We start from the raw sequence: 19,568 nt of genomic DNA on the forward strand, positions 1-19,568 counted from the left end.
CAGGTGGGTTGTTGAGGAACTTCCATCCTGCGGCAGGGACCCGCTCGTCTCATCTCAGCCCGTACCCCGTGGCAAGAACCTCATGACCCACAACAGCTAGGGTGGTGACAGCAGTCACATAGCACCGTGCTGTGCCCGGTCACCAAGGAAGCGGGAGCCATGGACGCCACCTTGCAGCAGCTCACCAGTTACTATCGCGCCATCCAGACGCAGGCGAACCTGCAGGACTGCCGGTTCACCTCACGCACGCCGTTCGCCACGGTCTCATCTGCGGACATCGCCGCGGGGCGGCTGGACGAGGCGGTCACGAACGAGCTGTTCACGCTGGCCAAGGCCCGCCGGGACAGGCCGCTGGACGTGATCATCTCTCTTGCCACCCTCCAGAACGGCGGCCAGGCCGAGGGCCTCGCCCTCATCGTCGCGCAGCTGGACGCCGACGGTCGGCTTACCGCGGACCTCGGCTCGCAGGCCCCCTGGATCCCGGCGAGCCGCCTGCGCAGCTCCGGCGTCACGGACCGCCAGCTCATGGTGGGAACGCTCGCCGGCTTCTGGCGCTGGCGCCTCACGGCCGGCGAGGAGCGTGTCTCCCAGGCGGAGGACTTCGCGGACGTCATCGCCTACACCGAGGCCATGGTGGACGCCGTCTTCGACGCCGATCTGATCGCCGACGGCCTCGAGGGGGAACTGCAGGCCGAACTCCACCGACCCGGTGCGGTGCCGCACACCTGCTGGCTCACCCCGGGGACCGTGATCGAGGCGAACGGCGCGATCCTGGACCTGTACCGCCACCTCGTCGAGGACGACCCGTCCCCGGCTCTCTACGAGCAGTTCGTCGCCCTCGACGGCCAGGACCGCGGCTCCGAGGACGGCATCGACGAGGACTGTGACCTCCTCCTGGAGACCGCCAGCCGCGCCACCGGCAGCATGTCCGACGGCTTCCCGCTCACCGCCTCCCAGCGCCGCGCCGTGCACGCCTTCCTCCTGGACGGTCACGGGGACGTCACCGCCGTCTCCGGCCCGCCCGGCACCGGCAAGACCACCATGCTCCAGTCCGTGGTGGCCTCGTTGATCGTCACCCACTGCCTCCAAGACCGCCCGGCGCCCCTGATCATGGGCACCTCCACGAACAACCAGGCCGTCACGAACATCATCGACTCCTTCAGCTCCGTGGCGAAGGACGACGCCGGCCCCCTCGCCCGCCGCTGGCTGCCCGCCGCCACCGAGGATGGCGCAGCGGACACGCCCCTGCGCGGACTTGCCGCCTACGTCCCGTCCGGTGCCAAGGCGAAGGAGGCCCAGGCCAAGGGCTACCTGCTGGAGAACAACCGCAAGGCGGGCGTGTATACGCAGTACTCCGCCCCCGAGTACGTGAAGGCGGCCACCGCCCGCTTCCTCGCGGACCTCGGCGGCTACACGACGGCCGCGCGCTTCGGGGCGCCCACCGACCTGGCCAAGGCCGAGGCGTTCCTTGCCAAGGCGCTCAAGCGCGTGGACCAGCGCCGCCGCGAGCTGCTCACCGCCCGCCACGCCGCGGACGCTGCCGTCCCCGCCCCGGCCGGCCCCGGCGCGGACGTGGCCGCCCTGCGCGCCGAGATGGCCGTCCACGAGGACCGCCTGCGGTTCTGGACGTCCGTGGCCGCCGCCGGCCCCACGGACGCCATGGATGCCGAGTTCAACTATGACGACTCGGAACCCGCCCCGGCCTTCGACTCCGTCGACGAGTTCCGTGCCTTCTACCAGAACCGCCTGGTGGAGCTGGCGGGCACGCTGGAACGGGCTGAGCGGGACCAAGCCGCGCGGGCCGGCGTCGCGCACCAGGCCACCCTCACCTACGGTCAGGCGGTCACCGAGCCGCTCACGGACCTCACGCGCCTGTGCCTGCTCACTGAGGAGCAGGTGGATCGGCTGCGCACCGCCGAGGACCTCCTCGCCTTGGACCAGGCCCTCGACGTCACCGTCCGCCACGCCGCGTTCTGGCTCGCCGTGCACCGGTACGAGGCGCAGTGGCTGACGGTGTGCGCGGGGGAGGACCTGATCCCGCAGCCCGAACGCAACCGCACCACTCTGCGCTACATGGACCGGTACTGGCCGCAGGCCGCCGCCCTCACCCCGTGCTTCGTGATGACCGCCTACCAGCTGCCCAAGTACTTCAAACTGTGGGCCAAGGCCGGCGAGAAGTCCGCCTACGACCTCGAACGGGCCGATCTGCTGATCGTGGACGAGGCCGGGCAGGTGGACGCCTCCCTCGGTGCCGCAGCGTTCGCCCTCGCCAAGCGCGCGCTCGTGGTCGGCGACGTGCAGCAGCTCGCCCCCGTGTGGGGCATCGACCCGGAGAGCGACCGCGTGATGGGTGAGTCCTTCGGCTTCGGGCCGGAATGGGACACTCTGGAGCGCCGCGGCCTGACGGCCTCGGACCACTCGTCCGTGATGATGGCCGCCGGGGCGCCTCTCGCTGGTCCTACGGCAAGGACGACGACGAGGGGCTCTTCCTCGCCGAGCACTTCCGCTGCCGCTCCGAGATCATCGAGTACTGCAACGAGCTGCTCTACAAGGGCCAGCTCGTGCCGTCGCGGCCGTCCGCCGGGTACCGGCTCGAGGGACTCGTGGAGCACCCGTTCCTCTTCCGCGAGGTGCCCGGCTCCGAGGACCGTCGGCAGGGCTCCAGTCGCGTCAACCCGACCGAGGCCGAGGCGATCGCCGCGTGGCTCGACGAGCATTGGGACCGCTTCTGCGAGGCCTACGGAGCGGCCGGTGACCCCGAGAAGCAGAAGGGCGTGTTCGGCGTGGTCACGCCGTTCGCCGCGCAGGCCCGCGTGATCCAGCAGACGCTCAAACGGGTACTCGGCGCTCAGCGGGAGAAGCTCGTGACGGTCGGCACCGCGCACACCCTCCAGGGCGCCGAGCGCAGCATCGTGCTGTTCTCCTCCGTGTACGGGGACAACTCCGGGCAGGCGAGCTTCATCGACAACACCCTCGAGCTGATGAACGTGGCCGTCTCCCGTGCAAAGGACCTGTTCATCGTGTTCGGCGCGAAAACCCGCTGGAACGACGGCGGCCCCGTGTTCCGCCTGGTCCGCCGGATGGCCGTGAAGGACGCCCCGGCAGGGCAGCCCGCGGTGACCCACGACGACGGGCAGGTCGCAGCCCCGGTGGAGGTCGCGGCGGCCGAGCCGATCTCCGCGCCGGAACCGGCGGCGGAGCCGAGTGTCCCGGAGGTCTCTGCCCCGAAGTCGGGAGACGCCGTCGTGGCTTGGGCCATGATCGCGGCCTGGGACGAGAGTGGTGGGCTGCCGGACGGCCTGAAGCTGTCCGCGGTCAAGCTCAACAAGGCGCTCGCCGCAGCTGGGCTGATCCGCAAGGGTGATCGGGGCTGGGAGCCAACGGACGAGGGAGCTGCGGTCGGGATCGTCGGGTACGGGGGCGAGCGCGACGGGGAGACCTTCGTGAACGTGAAGTACACGCCCGCTGCGCAGGTGGCGCTGCTGGACCGCATCCGGTCCGGGGCGCTGTCGCTGGGGTGAGCAGCGGGGAGCGGCTCATGACAGGATCACCGGCATGAACACCGTCCCCATCTGGCCGCGCTTCGTTCGCCCTGCCCTTGAGGTACTCGCAGACCACGAGAGCATGAAGCGCCGCGACGTGATCGAGGCGGCAGCCGACCGACTTGAGCTCAGCGAAGAGGCCAGGGCAGAGACGGTCGAGTCCGGAGAAGTGCGGTACCGCGGGCGCGGCGGCTGGGCACTGACGCACTCCTCCAAGGCCGGACTGATCGAGCGGCCCGCGCGGGGCATCTACGTGCTGACAGAGGCTGGGCGGACCTGGCTGAAGGACTATCCGGAAGGCTTCAACGACTTCGCCGGCGCCAGCGCATTCTTCGATCCGTTCTGGTCCAAAGACACCGCCAAGAAGCCTGTCCAGGCCCATGCCCATGCTGAAGCGCGGCCCGCTGTTGAATCCGCTGTTGCGTCCGACCCGATCGTGGACCCTGAAGAACAGGCTCAGGACGCCGTCACCAGCCTCAACGAGGCCGTCCGTGTCGAACTGCTCGAGCGGTTGCAGAACTCCACGCCGACCTTCTTCGAGGAAGCCGTGGTCCAGTTGCTCATGGCCATGGGCTACGGCGGGACCCAGGGTAAGGCGGCCGTGACCGGCAATTCTCACGACGGCGGCATCGACGGGGTCATCGACGGCGATGCCCTCGGCCTCGACCGTGTCTACGTCCAGGCGAAGCGGTATGCCGATGCGAACACGGTCGGCCGGGAGCCGATCCAGGCATTCGTCGGGGCGCTTCACCTGCATGGTGCGACGAAGGGCGTCTTCATCACCACGAGTTCCTTCAGCAGGCACGCCCAGTCATACGCGGACGCCGTGCCCAACCGGATCGTGCTGATCGACGGCGTGAAGCTCACGCAACTCATGCTCAAGTACCGGGTTGGCGCTCAGGTGAAGAAGACCCTTCACGTACTGCAGATCGACGAGGACTTCTTCGAGTGACTTGCGTTCAACGGTGTCGTTGGTAGAGCCAGAGACCGTGGTCGAACTGCGTCAGATCGGGGGCTCCGCGCAGGTCGAACGCAATTTTTCCGTGGGCCGCGACCACAAGGTCATGTGCTTTCCCAGCAGGGCAAGCGGCCCTGACACCTCGGGACGATCTGGCCTCAGAGCCCCCGTTAAGCTCGTCACATGGTCGCCGCGCGTGAAGTCACCCTTCAGGAACTCCTCGGGGGCTCCTACCAGTACACGGTCCCGCTCTATCAGCGGACGTACTCCTGGGGACGCCCGCAGTGGCAGCGACTGTGGGAGGACGTCGTGGACGTCGCCGACCACCGGCGGCACAACCTTTCAGCGACTCACTTCATCGGCTCCCTCGTTCTCGCCGGCTTCCGGGACAACGGGCCCGGCGGCGTCCAGCGGTGGCTGGTGGTGGACGGGCAGCAGCGGCTGACGACTCTGACGCTCCTCCTTGCCGCTGTCCGCGACCACAGGGCTGAGCACGAAGGCCCCATGCACACCGATCGGGTCAACGAGAAGTACTTGGTCAACAAGTGGGAGGACGGCGATCTCCGGTACAAGGTCCTGCCCACCCAGGCCGACCGTGGCGCCTACCGCGGACGGATCGAGCACGCCCCGGACGCTGCCGAAGGCTCCAGGATCAGCGAAGCCCACCAGTTCTTCCTGACGAGGCTGCTCGGGTTGAGTCAACCGTCTGCTGACGGTGAAGAGGAGCCGCTGACCTTGGCGGAGGTCGAGTCCGCCGTCGTCGCCGGCCTGTCGATCGTGTCCGTGACCACCGGGGAGAACGACAACGCCCACCGCATCTTCGAGTCGCTGAACAACACCGGTCTCAAGCTCACCCAGGGCGACCTGCTCAGGAACTACCTGTTCATGCAGCTGCCCACACGGGCGGATGAGGTCTACACCACCCTGTGGCTCCCGTTGCAGAACCTGCTCTCCAATGAGGAACTGGAGACCCTGTTCTGGCTTGACCTGGTGCAACAGGATCCCAAGGTCCGCCAGACGGAGATCTACGCGGGGCAGCAGCGTCGCATGCGTGACCTGCAGGACGAGGCGCAGGTCAGGGCGGAAGTCGAGCGGTTCCTGGCGTTGGGGCGTCTCTACGATGTGATGCTCCGCCCGGAGAAGGAGAAGGACGACGCAGTGCGCTTCCGCTTGGCACGCCTGCGCGCCTGGCGCACGACGACGACGTTCCCGATCACACTGCACCTGATGGAGCGCCGGTCATTGGGGGACATCGACTCGGACGAACTGGCCCGTGCGCTCCTCTACCTCGAGTCGTACCTGGTCCGACGCCTCGTCTTCGGCCGCTATTCCGACGGTCTCAACAGCACTCTGCTCGCGGCGACGGCGGACATCCAGGGTCAGGACGACCCGGCGGACGCCCTGCAGCGCTTCCTCTCCAGCGGACGGAAGCACTTCGCCTCCGACGACCAGGTCCGCCAGGCCGTGATGACGGCACCCTTCTACACGACGGGCCGGGCGGCCCACCGGAAGCTGATCCTGCGGTGGATCGAGGAGTCCTACGGCAGCAAGGAGCCGGTGGACCTCGACAGTGCGACCATCGAGCACGTCATGCCGCAGACCCTCACGGAAGAGTGGGAGCGCGCTCTGGCCGACCAGCTCGAGGCGCACCAGGACCTTCGAGAGGTGCACACCGAACTCCTCCACACCTTGGGCAACCTCACCCTCACCGGGTACAACAGCGAGCTGAGCAACGGGCCCTTCGAGGTCAAGCGTGCGGAGCTGGCCAAGAGCGGCATCCGCATGAACCAGGAGATCTCCGCTGAGCCGGTGTGGGGTCCCGCGCAGATCCGTGCTCGCGCCGAGCGGCTGGCGGACCGGATCGTCGGTATCTGGCCGGGGCCCTCAGCCGAGGCCGCCTCCGGAGTCGCCCACACGGCCTGGCAGACGCTGACGGATGCCGTCGAGGCCATTCCCGCCGGGTTCTGGACCTCCTACGGCGAACTCGCACGGCTGATCGGCAGTCACCCGGTCCCCGTGGGGACCTACCTCGCACGGACGGCCCTGCCGCACGCTCATCGTGTGCTCCAGGCGGGAGGCACCGTCTCTCCGTCCTTCCGGTGGGCTGACGTCCACCGCACGGATGATCCGCACGACGTCCTCGCAGCCGAAGGCGTGCGCTTCTCCGAGGACGGACGTGCCGACGGCGGCCAGCGGCTGCTGGCGGAGCAGCTCGCCGAACTCATCGACGTCGACGTCGACCTGACCGATCCCCGGTCGCTCGCCGCCCCGGGCAACGACCCTGCGCTGCGGGACCGCTGGGTCGACCGACTTCACGACCACAACGATCCCGAATCGGCCCGCGCACTGATCGAGGTCCAACGAGGCTGGGTTGAGCACAGTGGCCGGGCGGAATTCGCGGACAATGCCGCCGGCGGTTGTTTCCTGGTCGTCCCACGCACGTCAGCACGCGCCATCTGGCCGGTGATCCTGTACCCGACGTACGGTGTCGAGGTCGTCTTCTATCATCTGGCGAAGTGGCCTCCCTTCACGGACGAGGCGCTTCTCGACGAATTCCGGGGACGTCTGAATCTCATCCCCGGGGTGGAACTCGGCCCTGAATCTCTCCGCCGGCGCCCGAGCATCAAGCCGCAGACCCTTCGGCCGGCCGCGGCGCAGGAGGCGTTCCTCGACGCGCTGGAGTGGTTCCTGCGCACCGTCCAGGAGGACGACAGAAGTGCCTGACAACCCTGCCAGGGGCAGGTCCTGGCGAGGCGCTGACCCCCTCACCCCGTCCACCCCACCCAGTACGCTCGCCCCATGAAGATCGGTCTCCGCAAGCCCAGCCTGAAGAAGTCCATTAAGGCCCGCACCACGGGCCGCGCCAAGCGTGCGATTAAGCGCCAGGTCATCCCCGGCTACGGCCGCAAGGGGATGGGCTGGCTGCGCGATCCGAAGCGCGCCGCCTACAACGCCGTCTACCGGCGCACCACGGTCGGCCTGGGCGACGTCCTGAAGATGTTCAAGTGACCTCCACGCCCTCGCGCACCTGACCGGGGTCGGCCCGGGGGAGGCCCGCCACCGGCCCGAGCACCCGCGGCAGCCAGGAGGACACGCCCGTGTCCGGTGTCATCCCGAGCGCCGAGAACGCCGTCACCAGCTGCGCGTCCTCGCGCACCAGCACGACGTCGCCGCCCAGCATGAGCCCGAGCCCCGCCCCGGCGGCCGTCCCGTTGACGCCGGCCAGCACCAGCAGGCGAGAGCCCGTCAGCGCCACCGCGACCTCGCCCGCCGCCTCGCCGAGTGCCTGGATCATCGCGCGCCGCTCCGGCCCGGCGGGGGAGTCCGCTGTTGTTCATCAAGAATCCCTCGTGTGTCGCCGGCACGGGGCGGCTGACGTCCTCGCCGTGCCGGCCCTCGCTGAGCCACACCCCTTCACACCCGCGCCGCGGGCGCCGCGGCGTCCTACGCTGGCCGCTATGACCCAGGCCACATCGTCCGCTGACCATCCCGCCCCCGCCACGCCTGCCTCCGCCTTACCGCAGGACGTCCTCGCCCGCCTCGAGGCTGCCCTGCCCGGCCGTGTGGACGCCTCCGAGGCCGCGATCGCCGTCGCGAGGAGGGACCGCTCGGGCTTCTCCGCGGAGGTCGCCCCGCTGTGCGTGGTCCGCGCGCAGTCGGTCGAGGACGTCCAGGAGGTGTGCCGGATCGCCACCGCCACCCGCACGCCGCTCGTGGCCCGCGGGGCCGGCACCGGCATCTCGGGCGGCGCCGTCGCGGGGGACGGGGCCATCAGCCTGGACCTCATGGCGATGGACCGCATCCTCGAGGTCTCGCCGGCGGACCGTGTGGCCGTGGTCGAGCCCGGGATCCTCAACGGGGACCTGAACCGGGCCCTGGCGGAGCACGGCCTGTGGTGGGCGCCGGACCCGGCGTCGAAGGAGATCTCCAGCGTGGGCGGCAACATCGCCCTCAACGCGGGCGGCCTCCTGTGCGCGAAGTATGGCGTCACGCGGGAGGCGGTCCTCGGCCTGGACGTCGTCCTCGCGGACGGCGCGCTGCTCCACCTCGGCCACCGCACGGTCAAGGGCGTGACCGGGTACGACCTCACCGCCCTCATGATCGGCTCGGAGGGCACCCTCGGGATCATCGTGGGCGCCACCCTCGCTCTGCGACCCCTCGACTCCGCGCCCGTCGCCACGCTCGGCGGCTTCTTCCCGGACGTGGTGGCCGCCGCGCGCGCCTCCGCCGCCATCACCGAGGCTGGCCTTGTGCCCGCCATCATGGAGCTGCTGGACGAGGCCAGCTTGGACGCGATCCGCCGCTACACGCTCTTCCTGGGCGAGGACGTCTCCGCACTGCCCGAGCGCGGCGCGTACCTGTTGGTCCAGGCGGACGGTGCGGGGGCCGAGGCCGAGGGGGAGCGCATGGCCGCGCTCATGCGCGCCGCCGGGGGCGACGTCGCGGTCACCATGGACCCCGAGCACGCCGACCGTCTCGTGACCCTGCGGCGCCGCGTGTTCCCCGCCCTGGAGCACCTCGGCACCCCGCTCGTGGAGGACGTCGCCGTCCCCCGCTCGAAGATGCCGGAGATGTTCGCCCGCATCCGGGAGATCGAGGCGGCCACCGGCGTCTTCATCCCGACGTCGGCCCACGCCGGCGACGGCAACCTGCATCCCATCCCGGTGTTCGGCCGAGCGGGGGAGGTCGGCGACGTGGACGCGTCCACCGGCGTGCCCGCCGAGGTGTGGGACGCCGTCGGGCAGGTGTTCCGCGCGGCCCTCGAGATGGGCGGCACGCTCACCGGCGAGCACGGCGTGGGCCTGCTGAAGCGGATGTTCCTCGAGGAGGAGCTGGGGCACGAGCAGTACGAGCTGCAGCGCCGGATCAAGGCGGCCTTCGACCCGGCGGGCATCCTCAACCCCGGCAAGGTGTTCGCGGACTGAGCCCGGGAACAGCGGCGGGCCCGCACCACCGTGGTGGTGCGGGCCCGTCGTCGTGGTGCCGGGGTGTCAGAGCGTGGGCTGGTGGCGGACGTCCTCGGCCTCGGCGGCGTCGCGCGCCGACGTGGCCGCGCGCTCGGCGCGCGTGTCCGCCCGGTTGTAGGCCAGGGCGAGCAGCGGGCCTGCGATGTTGTGCCAGGCCGCGGCGACCGCGCCGGGCAGTGCGGCCAGGGGACCGAAGTGGGCCGAGGCCAGCGTCGCGGCGAGCGCGGAGTTCTGCATGCCCACCTCGATGGACACGGCGCGCCGCTCGCGCGGGCCGAGGCCGGCCAGCGTGGCGGCCAGGTGCCCCAGCCCGAAGCCGACGGCATTGTGCAGCATCACGGCGACGAAGACGGCGACGCCCGCGCTGAACACCACCGCGGCGGACTTGGCCATGATACCCGCGAGGACGAGGGCCACGCCGACGATCGAGAGCCAGGGCACGATGCCGGCCACCCGCTGCGCGAAGCCCCGCGCGAACAGCTGCACGAGGACGCCCAGGACCACCGGGATGAGCACGATCTGGAGGATCTGCATCACCATGGCCCCGGCGTCCACGGGGAGATAGCTGCCGGCCAGCCACATGACAAGGAGCGGCGTGAGGAACGGGGAGAGGACGGTGGACAGCGACGTCATGGCCACGGAGAGGGCGACATTGCCGTTGGCCAGATAGGTGACGATGTTCGAGGCGGTGCCGCCCGGCACACAGCCCAGGAGAACCATGCCGGCCACGAGCATCGGGTCGAGGTTCAGCAGCACCGCGATGCCCAGGCCGGCGAACGGCATGATCGTGTACTGCAGCAGGAGCCCGAAGAGGGCCGCGAACGGCGCCGCCTTCAGCACCCTGAGATCCGGCAGGGTGAGCGTCAGGCCCATCGTGAACATGATGAACCCCAGCAGCCAGGGGACGTACGGCCCGATGGGCAGCGCCACCTGGGGCACGAAGGCACCGAGCGCGGCGAAGGCCACCACGACGATCGGGAAGACGATGGTGGCCAGGCTCGCCTGCTTGCGCTCGCTCGAGGCGGCTGCGGTGGGCTCCATGAGGGCTCCTCATTCCGGGATGTCACGGGAAGTGTGGTGTCAGTCACCCTAGGGGGGTGTGGGCGACCGCCGGGCACTGTGACGCACCTGGCGGCAGCCCCCGCCCCTCACCGCCGCGCGAACGCGTCCACGCGGGCCACGGCCTCCGGGTGCCCGGACGCCGCCGCGATCGCGGCGCTCTCCCGCCGCAGGTGCTCCTCGAAGCCCTCGAGGTCGGGGCCGCGCAGCAGCGCCTTCGTCGGCCCGTAGGTGTGCACGGCGCCGGCGGCCAGCTCGTCCTCCAGCTCGGTCAGGCGCGCCTCGAAGCGGTCACCCGCCGCCACCTCCGCCGCCAGGCCCCACTCCACGGCCTCCGTGCCCGTGAGCTGCCGCCCGCCCAGTGCCAGCTGCGCGGCGCGCGCCGGCCCGACGGTGCGGGGCAGCCACCAGGAGACGCCCGTGTCCGGCACCAGCCCCGCCGCCCCGTAGGCCGTCAGCAGCCGTGCGTCCTCCCGGACCAGCGCGAGGTCGGCGTTGAGCAGGAGTCCCAGCCCGGCGCCCGCGGCCGTCCCGTTCACGCCGGCGAGCACCACGAGCCGAGAGCGCACGAGCGCCAGCGCGAGGTCGCTCGCGGCGGCGGCCAGGTCGGCGATCACGCCGGGGCGGTCCTCCGGCGCTGCGGCGGCCATGGCACGCACGTCCCCGCCGCCGCAGAACAGCCGGCCGGCTCCGGTGAGGGTGAGCACGTGCACGGACGCGTCCGCCTCGGCCTCCCGCACGATGGCCAGGACCTCTCGGCCCAGGTCCAGGCTCAGCGCGTTGCCCTGGTCGGGCCGGTCCAGCACCACCCGGCGCACGCCGGGCCGCACCTCCACGCGCACGCCCGTCCGGCCCTGGGGGGCCTCGCGGCCCACGTTCGTCCCGATCTCCATGTCGTCTCCTTCCATCCTGCTCATGCGAATGCGCTCATCCCGGTCAGGTCCCGGCCCAGGATCAACGCCTGCACGGACTCCGTTCCCTCATAGGTGTGCAGCGCCTCGACGTCCGTCATGTGGCGGATCACCTGGTTCTCCAGCAGGATGCCGTTGCCGCCGAGCATGTCCCGGGCGATCTGCGCCACGCGGCGCGCGCCCCGCGTGCAGCTGTACTTGAGCAGGGACGCCTGCTGGTCCCGCAGGGTCCCGGCCGCCTGCAGCCGCGCGACCGCCGCACAGCGGGCCTGCATCCCCGTGACCTCGTCCAGCATCTGCGCGAGCCGTTCCTGCACCATCTGGTGTGCGCCGAGGGGCTTCCCGAACTGCTCCCGCTGCGTCGCGTAGGCCAGCGCGGACTCGAACATGCTGGAGGCGTGGCCCAGCGCGGACCACCCCACGTTCACGCGGGTGGCCACCAGCACGCGCGCGGCGTCCTTGAACGTGGCGACGTGGGGCAGGCGTGCGTCGTCGTCCACCCGCACGTCCGTCAGGGAGATCTCCGCCTGGTGGATCGCCCGCAGGGCGCCCTTGCCGGTGATGGCCTCGGCCTCGTACCCGGGCGTGGACTGCTCCACGATGAAGCCCTTGACCTGGCCGTCCTCCGTGTCGCGCGCCCACACCAGCGTGATGCCGCCGGAGGCGCCGTTGCCGATCCACTTCTTGGCGCCGTTCAGCACCCAGCCGCCGGCGCCGTCGGGCCGCGCGGACGTCTCGAGGGACACCGAGTCCGAGCCGTGCAGCGGCTCCGTGAGCGCGAACCCGCCCGGCAGCGTGCCACGCGCCACCGGCTCGAGGTACCGCTCCTTCTGCTCCGGGCTCGCGCAGTGCACCAGCGCGCGCAGCACGAGCCCACCCTGCACCGCCGCCGCAGCCGCCATGGAGCCGTCCGCCCGGGAGATCTCCATCGCCACCAGGCCCGCGGCCAGCGGGGACATCACCGCGTGCCCCGGCACCTCCAGCCCGTCGGTGAGCAGGTCCAGCTCGCCCGCCCGCGCCACCAGGTCCAGCGGGTACTCCGCCCGGTCCCAGTGCCCGTCGATCCGCTCGAGCACCTCCCGCCCGTAACCGCGAGCGCGGTCCCAGTGCGCGCGGTCCTCGTCCGTGGCCTCTGTGAAGGCCCCCAGGTAGTCCACGTCCAGGGGGGTGGTCACGTCATAGGTCGGCCGCATCACCCCTGGCCCGCCGTCCGTTCGGCGCGCAGGGCGCGCTTGAGCAGCTTGCCGGACTGGTTGCGCGGCAGCTCGGCCACGAAGTCGACGCGCTTGGGGACCTTGAACGCGGCCAGGCGTTCCTTCACGTGGGCGCGCACGGTCTCCGCGGTCAGCTCCGCGCCCTCCTTGAGCACCACGACGGCGGTCACCGCCTCGATCCACCGTTCGTCCGGCAGCCCGACGACGGCGACCTCCGCCACCTTGTCCAGCTCGTAGATGGCGTCCTCCACCTCGCGGGGCGCCACGAGGACGCCGCCGGTGTTGATGACGTCCTTGATGCGGTCCACCACCTGGATGTAGCCGGCCGCGTCCTGGGTGACCTGGTCGCCGGAGCGGAACCAGCCGTCGTCGGTGAACGCGTCCGCGGTGGCCTCGGGGCGGTTCCAGTACCCGTTGAGCAGCTGCGGGGAGCGGTACTGGATCTCGCCCGGCTCACCCGGCTTGGCCGGGGCGCCGTCCGCCGTCATGACGCGGGCCTCGACGTGGAACACGGGGCGTCCGCACGAGGCGGGGCGGGCATCGTGCTCCTCGGGACGCAGCACGGTGCAGAGGGGGCCGAGCTCGGACTGGCCGAAGCAGTTGTAGAAGCCGATGCCGGGCTGGGCCTGCCGCAGGCGCTGCAGCACGGTGACGGGCATGATCGAGGCCCCGTACTGGGCCTTGCGCAGCGAGGAGAGGTCGCGCGTGGCCAGGTCCGGATGGTTCGCCAGCGGCACCCAGACGGTGGGCGCCAGGAACAGGGAGCCGATGTGCTCGGTCTCCACCAGCTCGAGCATCCGGGGGATGTCCGGGGCGGACAGCAGGCGCACCGTGGCGCCGAGGCTCAGGTAGGGGAGCAGGAACACGTGCATCGCGGCCGAGTGGTACAGCGGCATGGCCACCAGGGGACGGTCCTCAGCCGTGAAGTCCAGCGCGATGATCGCGGAGAGGTACTCCGCCACGAGCGCCCGGTGGGACATCATGGCGCCCTTGGGGGTGGAGGTGGTGCCGGAGGTGTAGAGCAGCTGGGCGAGGTCGGTGGCCTGCACGTCGACGTCCGGCGCGGACGCGTCCGCCGACTCGTCCCGGGCGGTCTCCAGGACGGCGGGCTCCCCGCCGTCCGCGGCGGCGAGCAGGGGCCAGACCCGGCCCAGCGCGGGGACGCGGCCCTCCGCGCGGACCTGGTCCACGCGCTCGAGCATCGCGGCGTCCGTGACGAGCAGCTCCGCGCCGGAGTCCTCGAGGGCATGGGCGAGCTCTCCGCCCTTGAGGGCGAAGTTCACGGGCACGTGCACGTAGCCGGCCGTGGCGCACGCCAGGAAGAGCACCGCGTAGGCGTCCGAGTTCATCGCGTAGGCGGCGACGCGGGAGCCCTGCGGCATCCCGGTGGCGAGCAGCCGGCGGGCCACGCGGTGCACGCCGTCGCGCAGCTGCGCGTAGGTCCAGTCCCGGTCCTCGAACCGCAGGGCCACGGCGCGGGGGGAGCGGGCGACGGCACGGGCGAAGAGGCGGCCGATGGTGTCCTCAGGTGCCGGGCCGCGGGCGTGGGTGTCAGGGGTCGTCTGCGACATGGTGTCCTCCAGGGGGTGGAGCGGAAGGGGCAGGGAGGGGGCTCAGAGCCGTTCGACCGTCGTCCCCGGGACGTCCTCGGACAGCCCTGCGGCACGCCAGGCGTGGCGCGCGGTGTGCATGGCCTGCGGCCCCGGCTGGTCGACGCCGTCGAGGAGCACCTCGGCGTCCGCGGCCGAGTCGAGGTCCTGGCGGCCCACCGGGGTGCGGACGGCGTCGACGATGTGGGCCTCAGTCATGGGGAGTCCGATCTCTGGGCGGCCTGTGGTGGGCGTCACGCTAATGCTAGGAAATCCAACAATCAAGGGTGATCCGCGTGATCCCGCGTCCCGCCCCTTTGACCTGGGCAGACACCCTCCCCACCGCTTACCGTGAGCGGGCACCCCCGCGTCCCCCTCCGTACGAGAGCAGAGCCGTGACCTCTTCGCACTCCGCCGGCGCTCACTCCGCCGACGTCGACCCCGCCATCAGCAGCCCACTGGCCCGCAAGGTCGGCACGTGGAGCCTCTTCCTGTTCATCCTGGGCGACGTCCTCGGCGCGGGCGTCTACGTCCTCGCCGGCTCCGTGGCCAAGCTCTCCGGCGGCGCCGTTTGGGTGCCGCTCGTGGCCGCCCTCCTCCTCGCGCTGCTCACGGCCGGCTCCTACGCCGAGCTGGCCACGAAGTACCCACGCGCCGGCGGCTCCTCGCACTACGCCACCCGCGCGTTCGGCCCGTTCGTCGGGTTCCTCGTGGGCTTCTGCATGCTCGCGGCCGGCATCGTCTCGGTGGGCGCGCTCGCCCTCGGCTTCGCCGGCGACTATCTCGGCGCGTTCGTGAACTGGCCGACGGCGATCGTCGTCGTCGTGTTCCTCGCGCTGCTGGCCGCCCTGAACATCCGCGGCATCGCCGAGTCGCTCGGCGTGAACCGCGTGGCCACCGTCATCGAGGTCGGCGGCCTGGTGCTCGTGGTGGTCCTGGGCGCCATCCTGCTCGCCCGCGGCGGCGGGGACCTCTCCCGACTCACGCAGCTCGGCACCCCGGAGAACGGCCCGTTCGCGGCCGTCCTGGCCGGCACCGTGCTCGCCTTCTACTCCTACGCCGGCTTCGAGACCAGCGTGAACGTGGCCGAGGAGACCCGTGACCCCGCGCGCTCCTACCCCCGCGCCCTCTTCGGCGCGCTCACGGTGGCGGGCCTGCTCTACGCGGCCGTCGGCGTCGTGGCCTCCGCCGCCGTCCCGACGGCGGAGCTCGCCTCCTCCTCGGCCCCGCTCCTGCAGGTGGTGCAGGCGGCGGGGATCATCCCGCCCGTGGTGTTCAGCGTGATCGCGCTCGTGGCCGTGGCCAACGGTGCGCTGCTCACGGGCATCATGAGCTCCCGCCTCACCTACGGCATGGCCCGCGACGGCCTGCTGCCCTCCTTCCTCGGCAAGGTCCTCCCGGGCCGGCAGACCCCGTGGGTGGCGGTCATCGTGACCACCGCGATCTCGCTGGTGCTCGCTCTCACGGGCACCCTCGAGCTGCTCGCGGGCATCATGGTGCTCCTGCTGCTCGTGGTGTTCGTGGCCGTGAACGTGGCCGTGCTGGTGCTGCGCAAGGACCCCGTGGCGCACCGCCACTACCGCGTGCCGGCGTTCCTGCCGGTCCTCGGCGTCGCCTCCTGCCTGCTGCTCGCCACGCAGGTGGAGCCCGAGGTCTGGATCGGCGGCATCCCGTTCCTCGTCGTGGCGGCTCTCCTCGCGGTGTTCGCCATGGCGAACCACCGGCGCCGGAACGCCTGAGACAGGCCCGGGAACGCCCCACCCGCCGAGGGCCTGGGTGGCCCGACCCGTCCGGACCCCGCACGCAGGAAGGGGCGGCCACCTCGGACGAGGTGACCGCCCCTTCCTGCGTGCGGTGGGAGGAACCGCTCAGAAGCCCAGCGGGCCACGGCGCGTGGTGCGTCGACCGGTGGTGCCGCCGAGCAGCGAGCCCAGCAGGCCGCCGCCGCGCGGGGTGCCCCGACGCGTCGTGGGGGCGTAGCCGCGGCGACCGGCCGCGCCGCCGGCCCGGCGCGCCAGCTGGCTCAGGGCCAGGCCGCCCAGCGCCGTGAGCATGCCGTGGGACGCACCCGACCGGCCGTTGGTGCGGCCGACACCGGACTGGCCCGGGCCGGGGCGGCCGAAGGACGCACGGGTGGAGCGGCCGCGGCCACGCTGCTGCGTGCCGCCGAGCGAACCGGTGAGGCTGGAGAGGATGCCCATGGTGATGTCCTCCTGGGACGTCGTGCCGGCCACGGGAGCGCGGCCGATCTGTTGAGCCCAACCTAGGCCGACGCCCCCCGGACGCGTCCAGTGCTCGCGGGCGCGCCGGTTCAGGCGCGGTGGCTGCCTGCGGAGAGCGAGTCCCCGCCGGCGCCGCGCAGCTGATCGCGGCCGGCGACGTCCGTGCCGTCCTCGGCGCCCCACAGGGCCACGCCGCGGGCCTCGGGGAGGTCCGAGATGTGGAAGTGCGGGTCCTGCCCGGCCTTGAGCTTGCGCTCGTAGTCCTTGAGGAGCTTCACGGCCAGGTGTCCCAGGGGCAGGATCGCGATGAGGTTGATGGTGGCCATGATCGCCGCGAAGGTGTCCGCGAGGTCCCACACGAGGGCCACCTTGGCGAGCGCGCCGCCGATCACGCACAGCAGCACGAGGAAGCGGAACACGGTGATGGCGCCGCCCGCATGGCGGCCGGCCAGGAAGCGGATGTTCGCCTCGCCGTAGTAGGTGTTGCCCAGCACGGAGGACCAGGCCAGGAAGAAGATGATGACGGTCAGCGCGGGGCCCGCCCACTGGCCCACGGCCTGCTGGAGCGCCCCCTGGGTGACCACCATGCCGAGCGCGTCCTTGTCCCCGTACGTCGGGTTGGAGAGCAGGATGATGAACGCGGTGGCCGTGCAGACGATCAGGGTGTCGAAGTAGACGCCGAGGGACTGCACGAAGCCCTGCTTCGCCGGGTGGGAGACCGCCGCGGTGGCGGCGGCGTTCGGGGCCGAGCCCATGCCCGCCTCGTTCGAGAACATGCCGCGGCGCACGCCGTGCAGGATCATCGCCATGCCGACGGCGGCGCCCGCCACCTGCTCCATGCCGAACGCGTGGCGCACGATGTGCAGGAACATCGCCGGGACCTCCGTGATGTTCACGATGATCACGATGATCGCCAGGATGATGTAGAAGACGGCCATGATGGGGACCACCACGTTGGTGACCGTGGAGAGGCGGCGCACGCCGCCGAAGATCACGAGGCCGGTGAGGACGGCCAGCCCCACGCCCACGATCCACGCCGTGGTGATGGACTGGCCCCAGTTGGCCTGCACGGACTCGGAGATCGAGTTGGACTGCACGGCGTTGAACACGAACCCGTAGGTGAACGTGATCGCCACGGCGAATACCATGGCGAGCCACTTCGAGCGCAGGCCGTCACGGATGTAGTAGGCGGGCCCGCCGAAGAACCCCTCCGAGCCCTTCTGCTTGTAGAGCTGGGCCAGCGTGGACTCGACGAACGCGGTGGCGCCGCCGAGGAGCGCCAGCAGCCACATCCAGAACACGGCGCCGGGTCCGCCGAGCACGATCGCGATGGCCACGCCCGCCACGTTGCCGGTGCCCACGCGGGAGGCCGCGGAGATGGTGAAGGCCCGGAACGGGGAGACGCCGTCGTCGCCGGGCCCCGTGGAGGATCCCGCCGTGACCGAGCGCAGCATCTCCGGGAGCATGCGCACCTGCACGCCGACCGTCCGGATGGTGAACCACACGCCTGCCACGGCCAGCAGCGCCATCACGACATACCAGTAGACGTTGTTGAAGGCGGCGATGGCCTCGGTGATCTGATCCATGCGCCCAGGCTACGTGCTGCGCCGGGCGGGCACGGCCCGCCGCGCTCAGGCGCAGTCGCTGTTCCAGGTCTCCGCGTACATCGCGTAGCGCAGCCGCACGATGTGCTCCAGGCGGCGGTGCAGGTCCCCCTCGGAGACGCCGGCGGCCGTGTTGCGCGCGGCCGAGCGGGCCAGGGCGTCGGCGAACTCGTTGCCCTCGAGGCCGGCGTGGCCCTTCACCCACGTGGTGTTCACGTGGACGCCGGCGGCCTGGCTGAGGTCCACGGCCGCCAGGAGCCGGCGCAGGGAGCGGCGGATGCGCTCGCCGCGCGCGCCGCCCAGGGTCAGGCGCTCGCGGTGGGCCTCGCGCAGCAGCGCCAGGGCCGCCCGGGAGTCCGAGTGGATGGTCACCTCGCCCCCCGGAGGGGCGCCCCAGGCCGCCATCAGGTGTCCCAGCACGAGGCCCTCGAGCTCCACCTCGAGCGGCAGGGTGGCCCCCTGCAGCGGATGGGCGGCCCACATCCGGTCGCGGGCGACGGCGGCCGCCCCTCCCGTGCGGGTGCCGCGCAGCAGGGACCCGTCCACGTACACGTCCGTGAGGTCGGCGGGATCCGTGAACGCGAGGCTGTGGTGCAGGCGCGGCAGGGTGCGCCGGATGAAGCGGTCCGCGCGGCGCCGGGAGAGGAACACCTGCCCCGAGCGGCGCCCCGCGGAATCCTCGGCCTCCTGGGCGCGCAGGTCCTCGAGGGCGATCCGCTCCGCCCCGAGCTGCATCACGCGGTCCGCGTCCACGTCCGGCAGCAGGTAGCTGGAGCGCTGCGAGCCCACGGGGGACTCGTCCAGGCGGTAGGAGACGACCGGCACGTCCGTGGGGGCGAGCATGCGCAGCAGCGTCAGGAGGTCGGCCTCCCGATCCGAGCGGAGGCGCACGATCACCGGGCGGCCCGCGGGGAGGTCGTGCAGCACGGTGTCCCAGAAGCGGTTGAGCCGTGGCGCGGTGATCAGTCCGGTCTGCACGGGCCCCTTGTCGTCGTCGCCGAGCTCGCGCAGCTCCAGGGTGCGGATGACGTACACGATCCCGTCCGGCACGGGATGCAGGTCCAGGCGCAGGGAGGGCCCGTGGGTGACGCCGGGGAGCATGGCCAGCGGATGGGCCACGACGCGCACCCCGTCCTGACGGACGCGGACGCGGGGCGGCGCCGGCCGCGGGGGGCGGGGGCGGCTGGCCGGGACGAGGTGGAGGGGACGCAGTCGGCCCCGCGGCGCGGAGGAGCGGGCATGCGCGGAGGTGTTCGGCTTGACCGGTCCGGCGTGGTCCGACCTCTTCGCGGTCGAACTGCCCGAGCCGACCGGGCCCACCCGCAGGAAGGCCCCGTCCCGGACCGGCGCGCCGGCGCGGTGGGCCGCGGGGCCGTGGAACGCCCAGGACACGTCGAGCAGCGCCGCGGGGATCGCGGCGTCTGCGTCGATGTGCACGGGGCGGTGCATGGCCTCGCGCGGGTGGTTCTTCCTGGCTCCCATGAGTGGCAATCCGGCGGGTC

15 protein-coding genes and 1 pseudogene are annotated in these 19,568 nt (G+C 71.6%); 7 read left to right on the forward strand and 9 right to left on the reverse strand.

Annotation, left to right across the window (positions count from 1 at the left end; all coding sequences use genetic code 11):
• Positions 1-924 precede the first annotated feature (924 nt).
• The 5 genes and pseudogenes from AB0302_RS02610 to AB0302_RS02630 form a co-directional block, all read left to right on the forward strand.
• Positions 925-1,155, forward strand: a pseudogene (locus tag AB0302_RS02610) (AAA domain-containing protein); the annotation flags it as partial.
• 1,220 nt (positions 1,156-2,375) lie between these two features.
• Entirely contained in the window at positions 2,376-3,521 is a 1,146-nt protein-coding gene (locus AB0302_RS02615; RefSeq protein ID WP_366370444.1) for a C-terminal helicase domain-containing protein, read from the forward strand.
• Between the two features lie 34 nt (positions 3,522-3,555).
• Positions 3,556-4,494, forward strand: coding sequence for a restriction endonuclease (locus AB0302_RS02620; RefSeq protein WP_366370445.1), 939 nt, complete (start codon positions 3,556-3,558; stop codon positions 4,492-4,494).
• 189 nt (positions 4,495-4,683) lie between these two features.
• Positions 4,684-7,224: a DUF262 domain-containing protein gene (locus AB0302_RS02625; protein ID WP_366370446.1), complete on the forward strand. Its 2,541-nt coding sequence runs from the start codon at positions 4,684-4,686 to the stop codon at positions 7,222-7,224.
• A 75-nt stretch (positions 7,225-7,299) separates the two neighbouring features.
• The gene (locus AB0302_RS02630; protein ID WP_366370447.1) at positions 7,300-7,509 is read left to right on the forward strand and encodes a hypothetical protein; all 210 of its coding nucleotides are present in this window, start codon (positions 7,300-7,302) and stop codon (positions 7,507-7,509) included.
• Here the strand turns inward: AB0302_RS02630 and AB0302_RS02635 are convergent.
• Positions 7,502-7,795 (reverse strand): enoyl-CoA hydratase-related protein, encoded by a 294-nt coding sequence (locus AB0302_RS02635; RefSeq protein WP_366370448.1) that lies wholly within the window; start codon positions 7,793-7,795, stop codon positions 7,502-7,504. The genes AB0302_RS02630 and AB0302_RS02635 overlap by 8 nt on opposite strands.
• A gap of 163 nt (positions 7,796-7,958) precedes the next feature.
• Here AB0302_RS02635 and AB0302_RS02640 point away from each other — a divergent pair, with 163 nt between their 5' ends.
• A complete protein-coding gene (locus AB0302_RS02640; protein ID WP_366370449.1) occupies positions 7,959-9,425 on the forward strand; it encodes an FAD-linked oxidase C-terminal domain-containing protein in 1,467 nt (488 codons plus the stop codon).
• Positions 9,426-9,491: 66 nt separating this feature from the next.
• Here AB0302_RS02640 and AB0302_RS02645 read toward each other — a convergent pair whose 3' ends face one another.
• The 5 genes from AB0302_RS02645 to AB0302_RS02665 all read right to left on the reverse strand — a co-directional run bounded on the left by AB0302_RS02645 (position 9,492) and on the right by AB0302_RS02665 (position 14,459).
• Entirely contained in the window at positions 9,492-10,508 is a 1,017-nt protein-coding gene (locus AB0302_RS02645) for a bile acid:sodium symporter family protein (protein WP_366370450.1), read from the reverse strand.
• Positions 10,509-10,615: 107 nt separating this feature from the next.
• Positions 10,616-11,419 (reverse strand): enoyl-CoA hydratase/isomerase family protein, encoded by an 804-nt coding sequence (locus AB0302_RS02650; protein WP_366370451.1) that lies wholly within the window; start codon positions 11,417-11,419, stop codon positions 10,616-10,618.
• 20 nt (positions 11,420-11,439) lie between these two features.
• The gene (locus AB0302_RS02655) at positions 11,440-12,630 is read right to left on the reverse strand and encodes an acyl-CoA dehydrogenase family protein (RefSeq protein ID WP_366370452.1); all 1,191 of its coding nucleotides are present in this window, start codon (positions 12,628-12,630) and stop codon (positions 11,440-11,442) included.
• A complete protein-coding gene (locus tag AB0302_RS02660) occupies positions 12,630-14,222 on the reverse strand; it encodes a fatty acyl-CoA synthetase (RefSeq protein WP_366370453.1) in 1,593 nt (530 codons plus the stop codon). Before AB0302_RS02660 ends, AB0302_RS02655 begins: the two co-directional genes overlap by 1 nt.
• A gap of 42 nt (positions 14,223-14,264) precedes the next feature.
• Entirely contained in the window at positions 14,265-14,459 is a 195-nt protein-coding gene (locus AB0302_RS02665) for a hypothetical protein (protein ID WP_366370454.1), read from the reverse strand.
• A gap of 227 nt (positions 14,460-14,686) precedes the next feature.
• On the opposite strand from AB0302_RS02665, the gene AB0302_RS02670 reads away from it, so the two are divergent.
• A complete protein-coding gene (locus tag AB0302_RS02670; RefSeq protein ID WP_366370526.1) occupies positions 14,687-15,979 on the forward strand; it encodes an APC family permease in 1,293 nt (430 codons plus the stop codon).
• Positions 15,980-16,108: 129 nt separating this feature from the next.
• Here AB0302_RS02670 and AB0302_RS02675 read toward each other — a convergent pair whose 3' ends face one another.
• The 3 genes from AB0302_RS02675 to AB0302_RS02685 form a co-directional block, all read right to left on the reverse strand.
• Positions 16,109-16,474, reverse strand: coding sequence for a hypothetical protein (locus tag AB0302_RS02675; protein ID WP_366370455.1), 366 nt, complete (start codon positions 16,472-16,474; stop codon positions 16,109-16,111).
• Between the two features lie 77 nt (positions 16,475-16,551).
• Positions 16,552-18,048, reverse strand: a complete 1,497-nt coding sequence (locus tag AB0302_RS02680) for an alanine/glycine:cation symporter family protein (protein ID WP_366370456.1) — start codon at positions 18,046-18,048, stop codon at positions 16,552-16,554.
• A gap of 45 nt (positions 18,049-18,093) precedes the next feature.
• Positions 18,094-19,548: a ribonuclease H family protein gene (locus tag AB0302_RS02685; protein ID WP_366370457.1), complete on the reverse strand. Its 1,455-nt coding sequence runs from the start codon at positions 19,546-19,548 to the stop codon at positions 18,094-18,096.
• Positions 19,549-19,568: the final 20 nt, after the last annotated feature.

The organism is Micrococcus sp. NPDC078436 (assembly GCF_040702705.1).
GTDB lineage: Bacteria > Actinomycetota > Actinomycetes > Actinomycetales > Micrococcaceae > Micrococcus.

Excerpts from the sequence above, each read along its gene's own strand:
- AB0302_RS02615 (WP_366370444.1), top strand. The coding sequence starts at position 2,376 with ATGGGACACTCTGGAGCGCCGCGGCCTGACGGCCTCGGACCACTCGTC.
- AB0302_RS02620 (WP_366370445.1), top strand. The coding sequence starts at position 3,556 with ATGAACACCGTCCCCATCTGGCCGCGCTTCGTTCGCCCTGCCCTTGAG.
- AB0302_RS02625 (WP_366370446.1), top strand. The coding sequence starts at position 4,684 with ATGGTCGCCGCGCGTGAAGTCACCCTTCAGGAACTCCTCGGGGGCTCC.
- AB0302_RS02630 (WP_366370447.1), top strand. The coding sequence starts at position 7,300 with ATGAAGATCGGTCTCCGCAAGCCCAGCCTGAAGAAGTCCATTAAGGCC.
- AB0302_RS02635 (WP_366370448.1), bottom strand. The coding sequence starts at position 7,795 with ATGATCCAGGCACTCGGCGAGGCGGCGGGCGAGGTCGCGGTGGCGCTG.
- AB0302_RS02640 (WP_366370449.1), top strand. The coding sequence starts at position 7,959 with ATGACCCAGGCCACATCGTCCGCTGACCATCCCGCCCCCGCCACGCCT.
- AB0302_RS02645 (WP_366370450.1), bottom strand. The coding sequence starts at position 10,508 with ATGGAGCCCACCGCAGCCGCCTCGAGCGAGCGCAAGCAGGCGAGCCTG.
- AB0302_RS02650 (WP_366370451.1), bottom strand. The coding sequence starts at position 11,419 with ATGGAGATCGGGACGAACGTGGGCCGCGAGGCCCCCCAGGGCCGGACG.
- AB0302_RS02655 (WP_366370452.1), bottom strand. The coding sequence starts at position 12,630 with ATGCGGCCGACCTATGACGTGACCACCCCCCTGGACGTGGACTACCTG.
- AB0302_RS02660 (WP_366370453.1), bottom strand. The coding sequence starts at position 14,222 with ATGTCGCAGACGACCCCTGACACCCACGCCCGCGGCCCGGCACCTGAG.
- AB0302_RS02665 (WP_366370454.1), bottom strand. The coding sequence starts at position 14,459 with ATGACTGAGGCCCACATCGTCGACGCCGTCCGCACCCCGGTGGGCCGC.
- AB0302_RS02680 (WP_366370456.1), bottom strand. The coding sequence starts at position 18,048 with ATGGATCAGATCACCGAGGCCATCGCCGCCTTCAACAACGTCTACTGG.
- AB0302_RS02685 (WP_366370457.1), bottom strand. The coding sequence starts at position 19,548 with ATGGGAGCCAGGAAGAACCACCCGCGCGAGGCCATGCACCGCCCCGTG.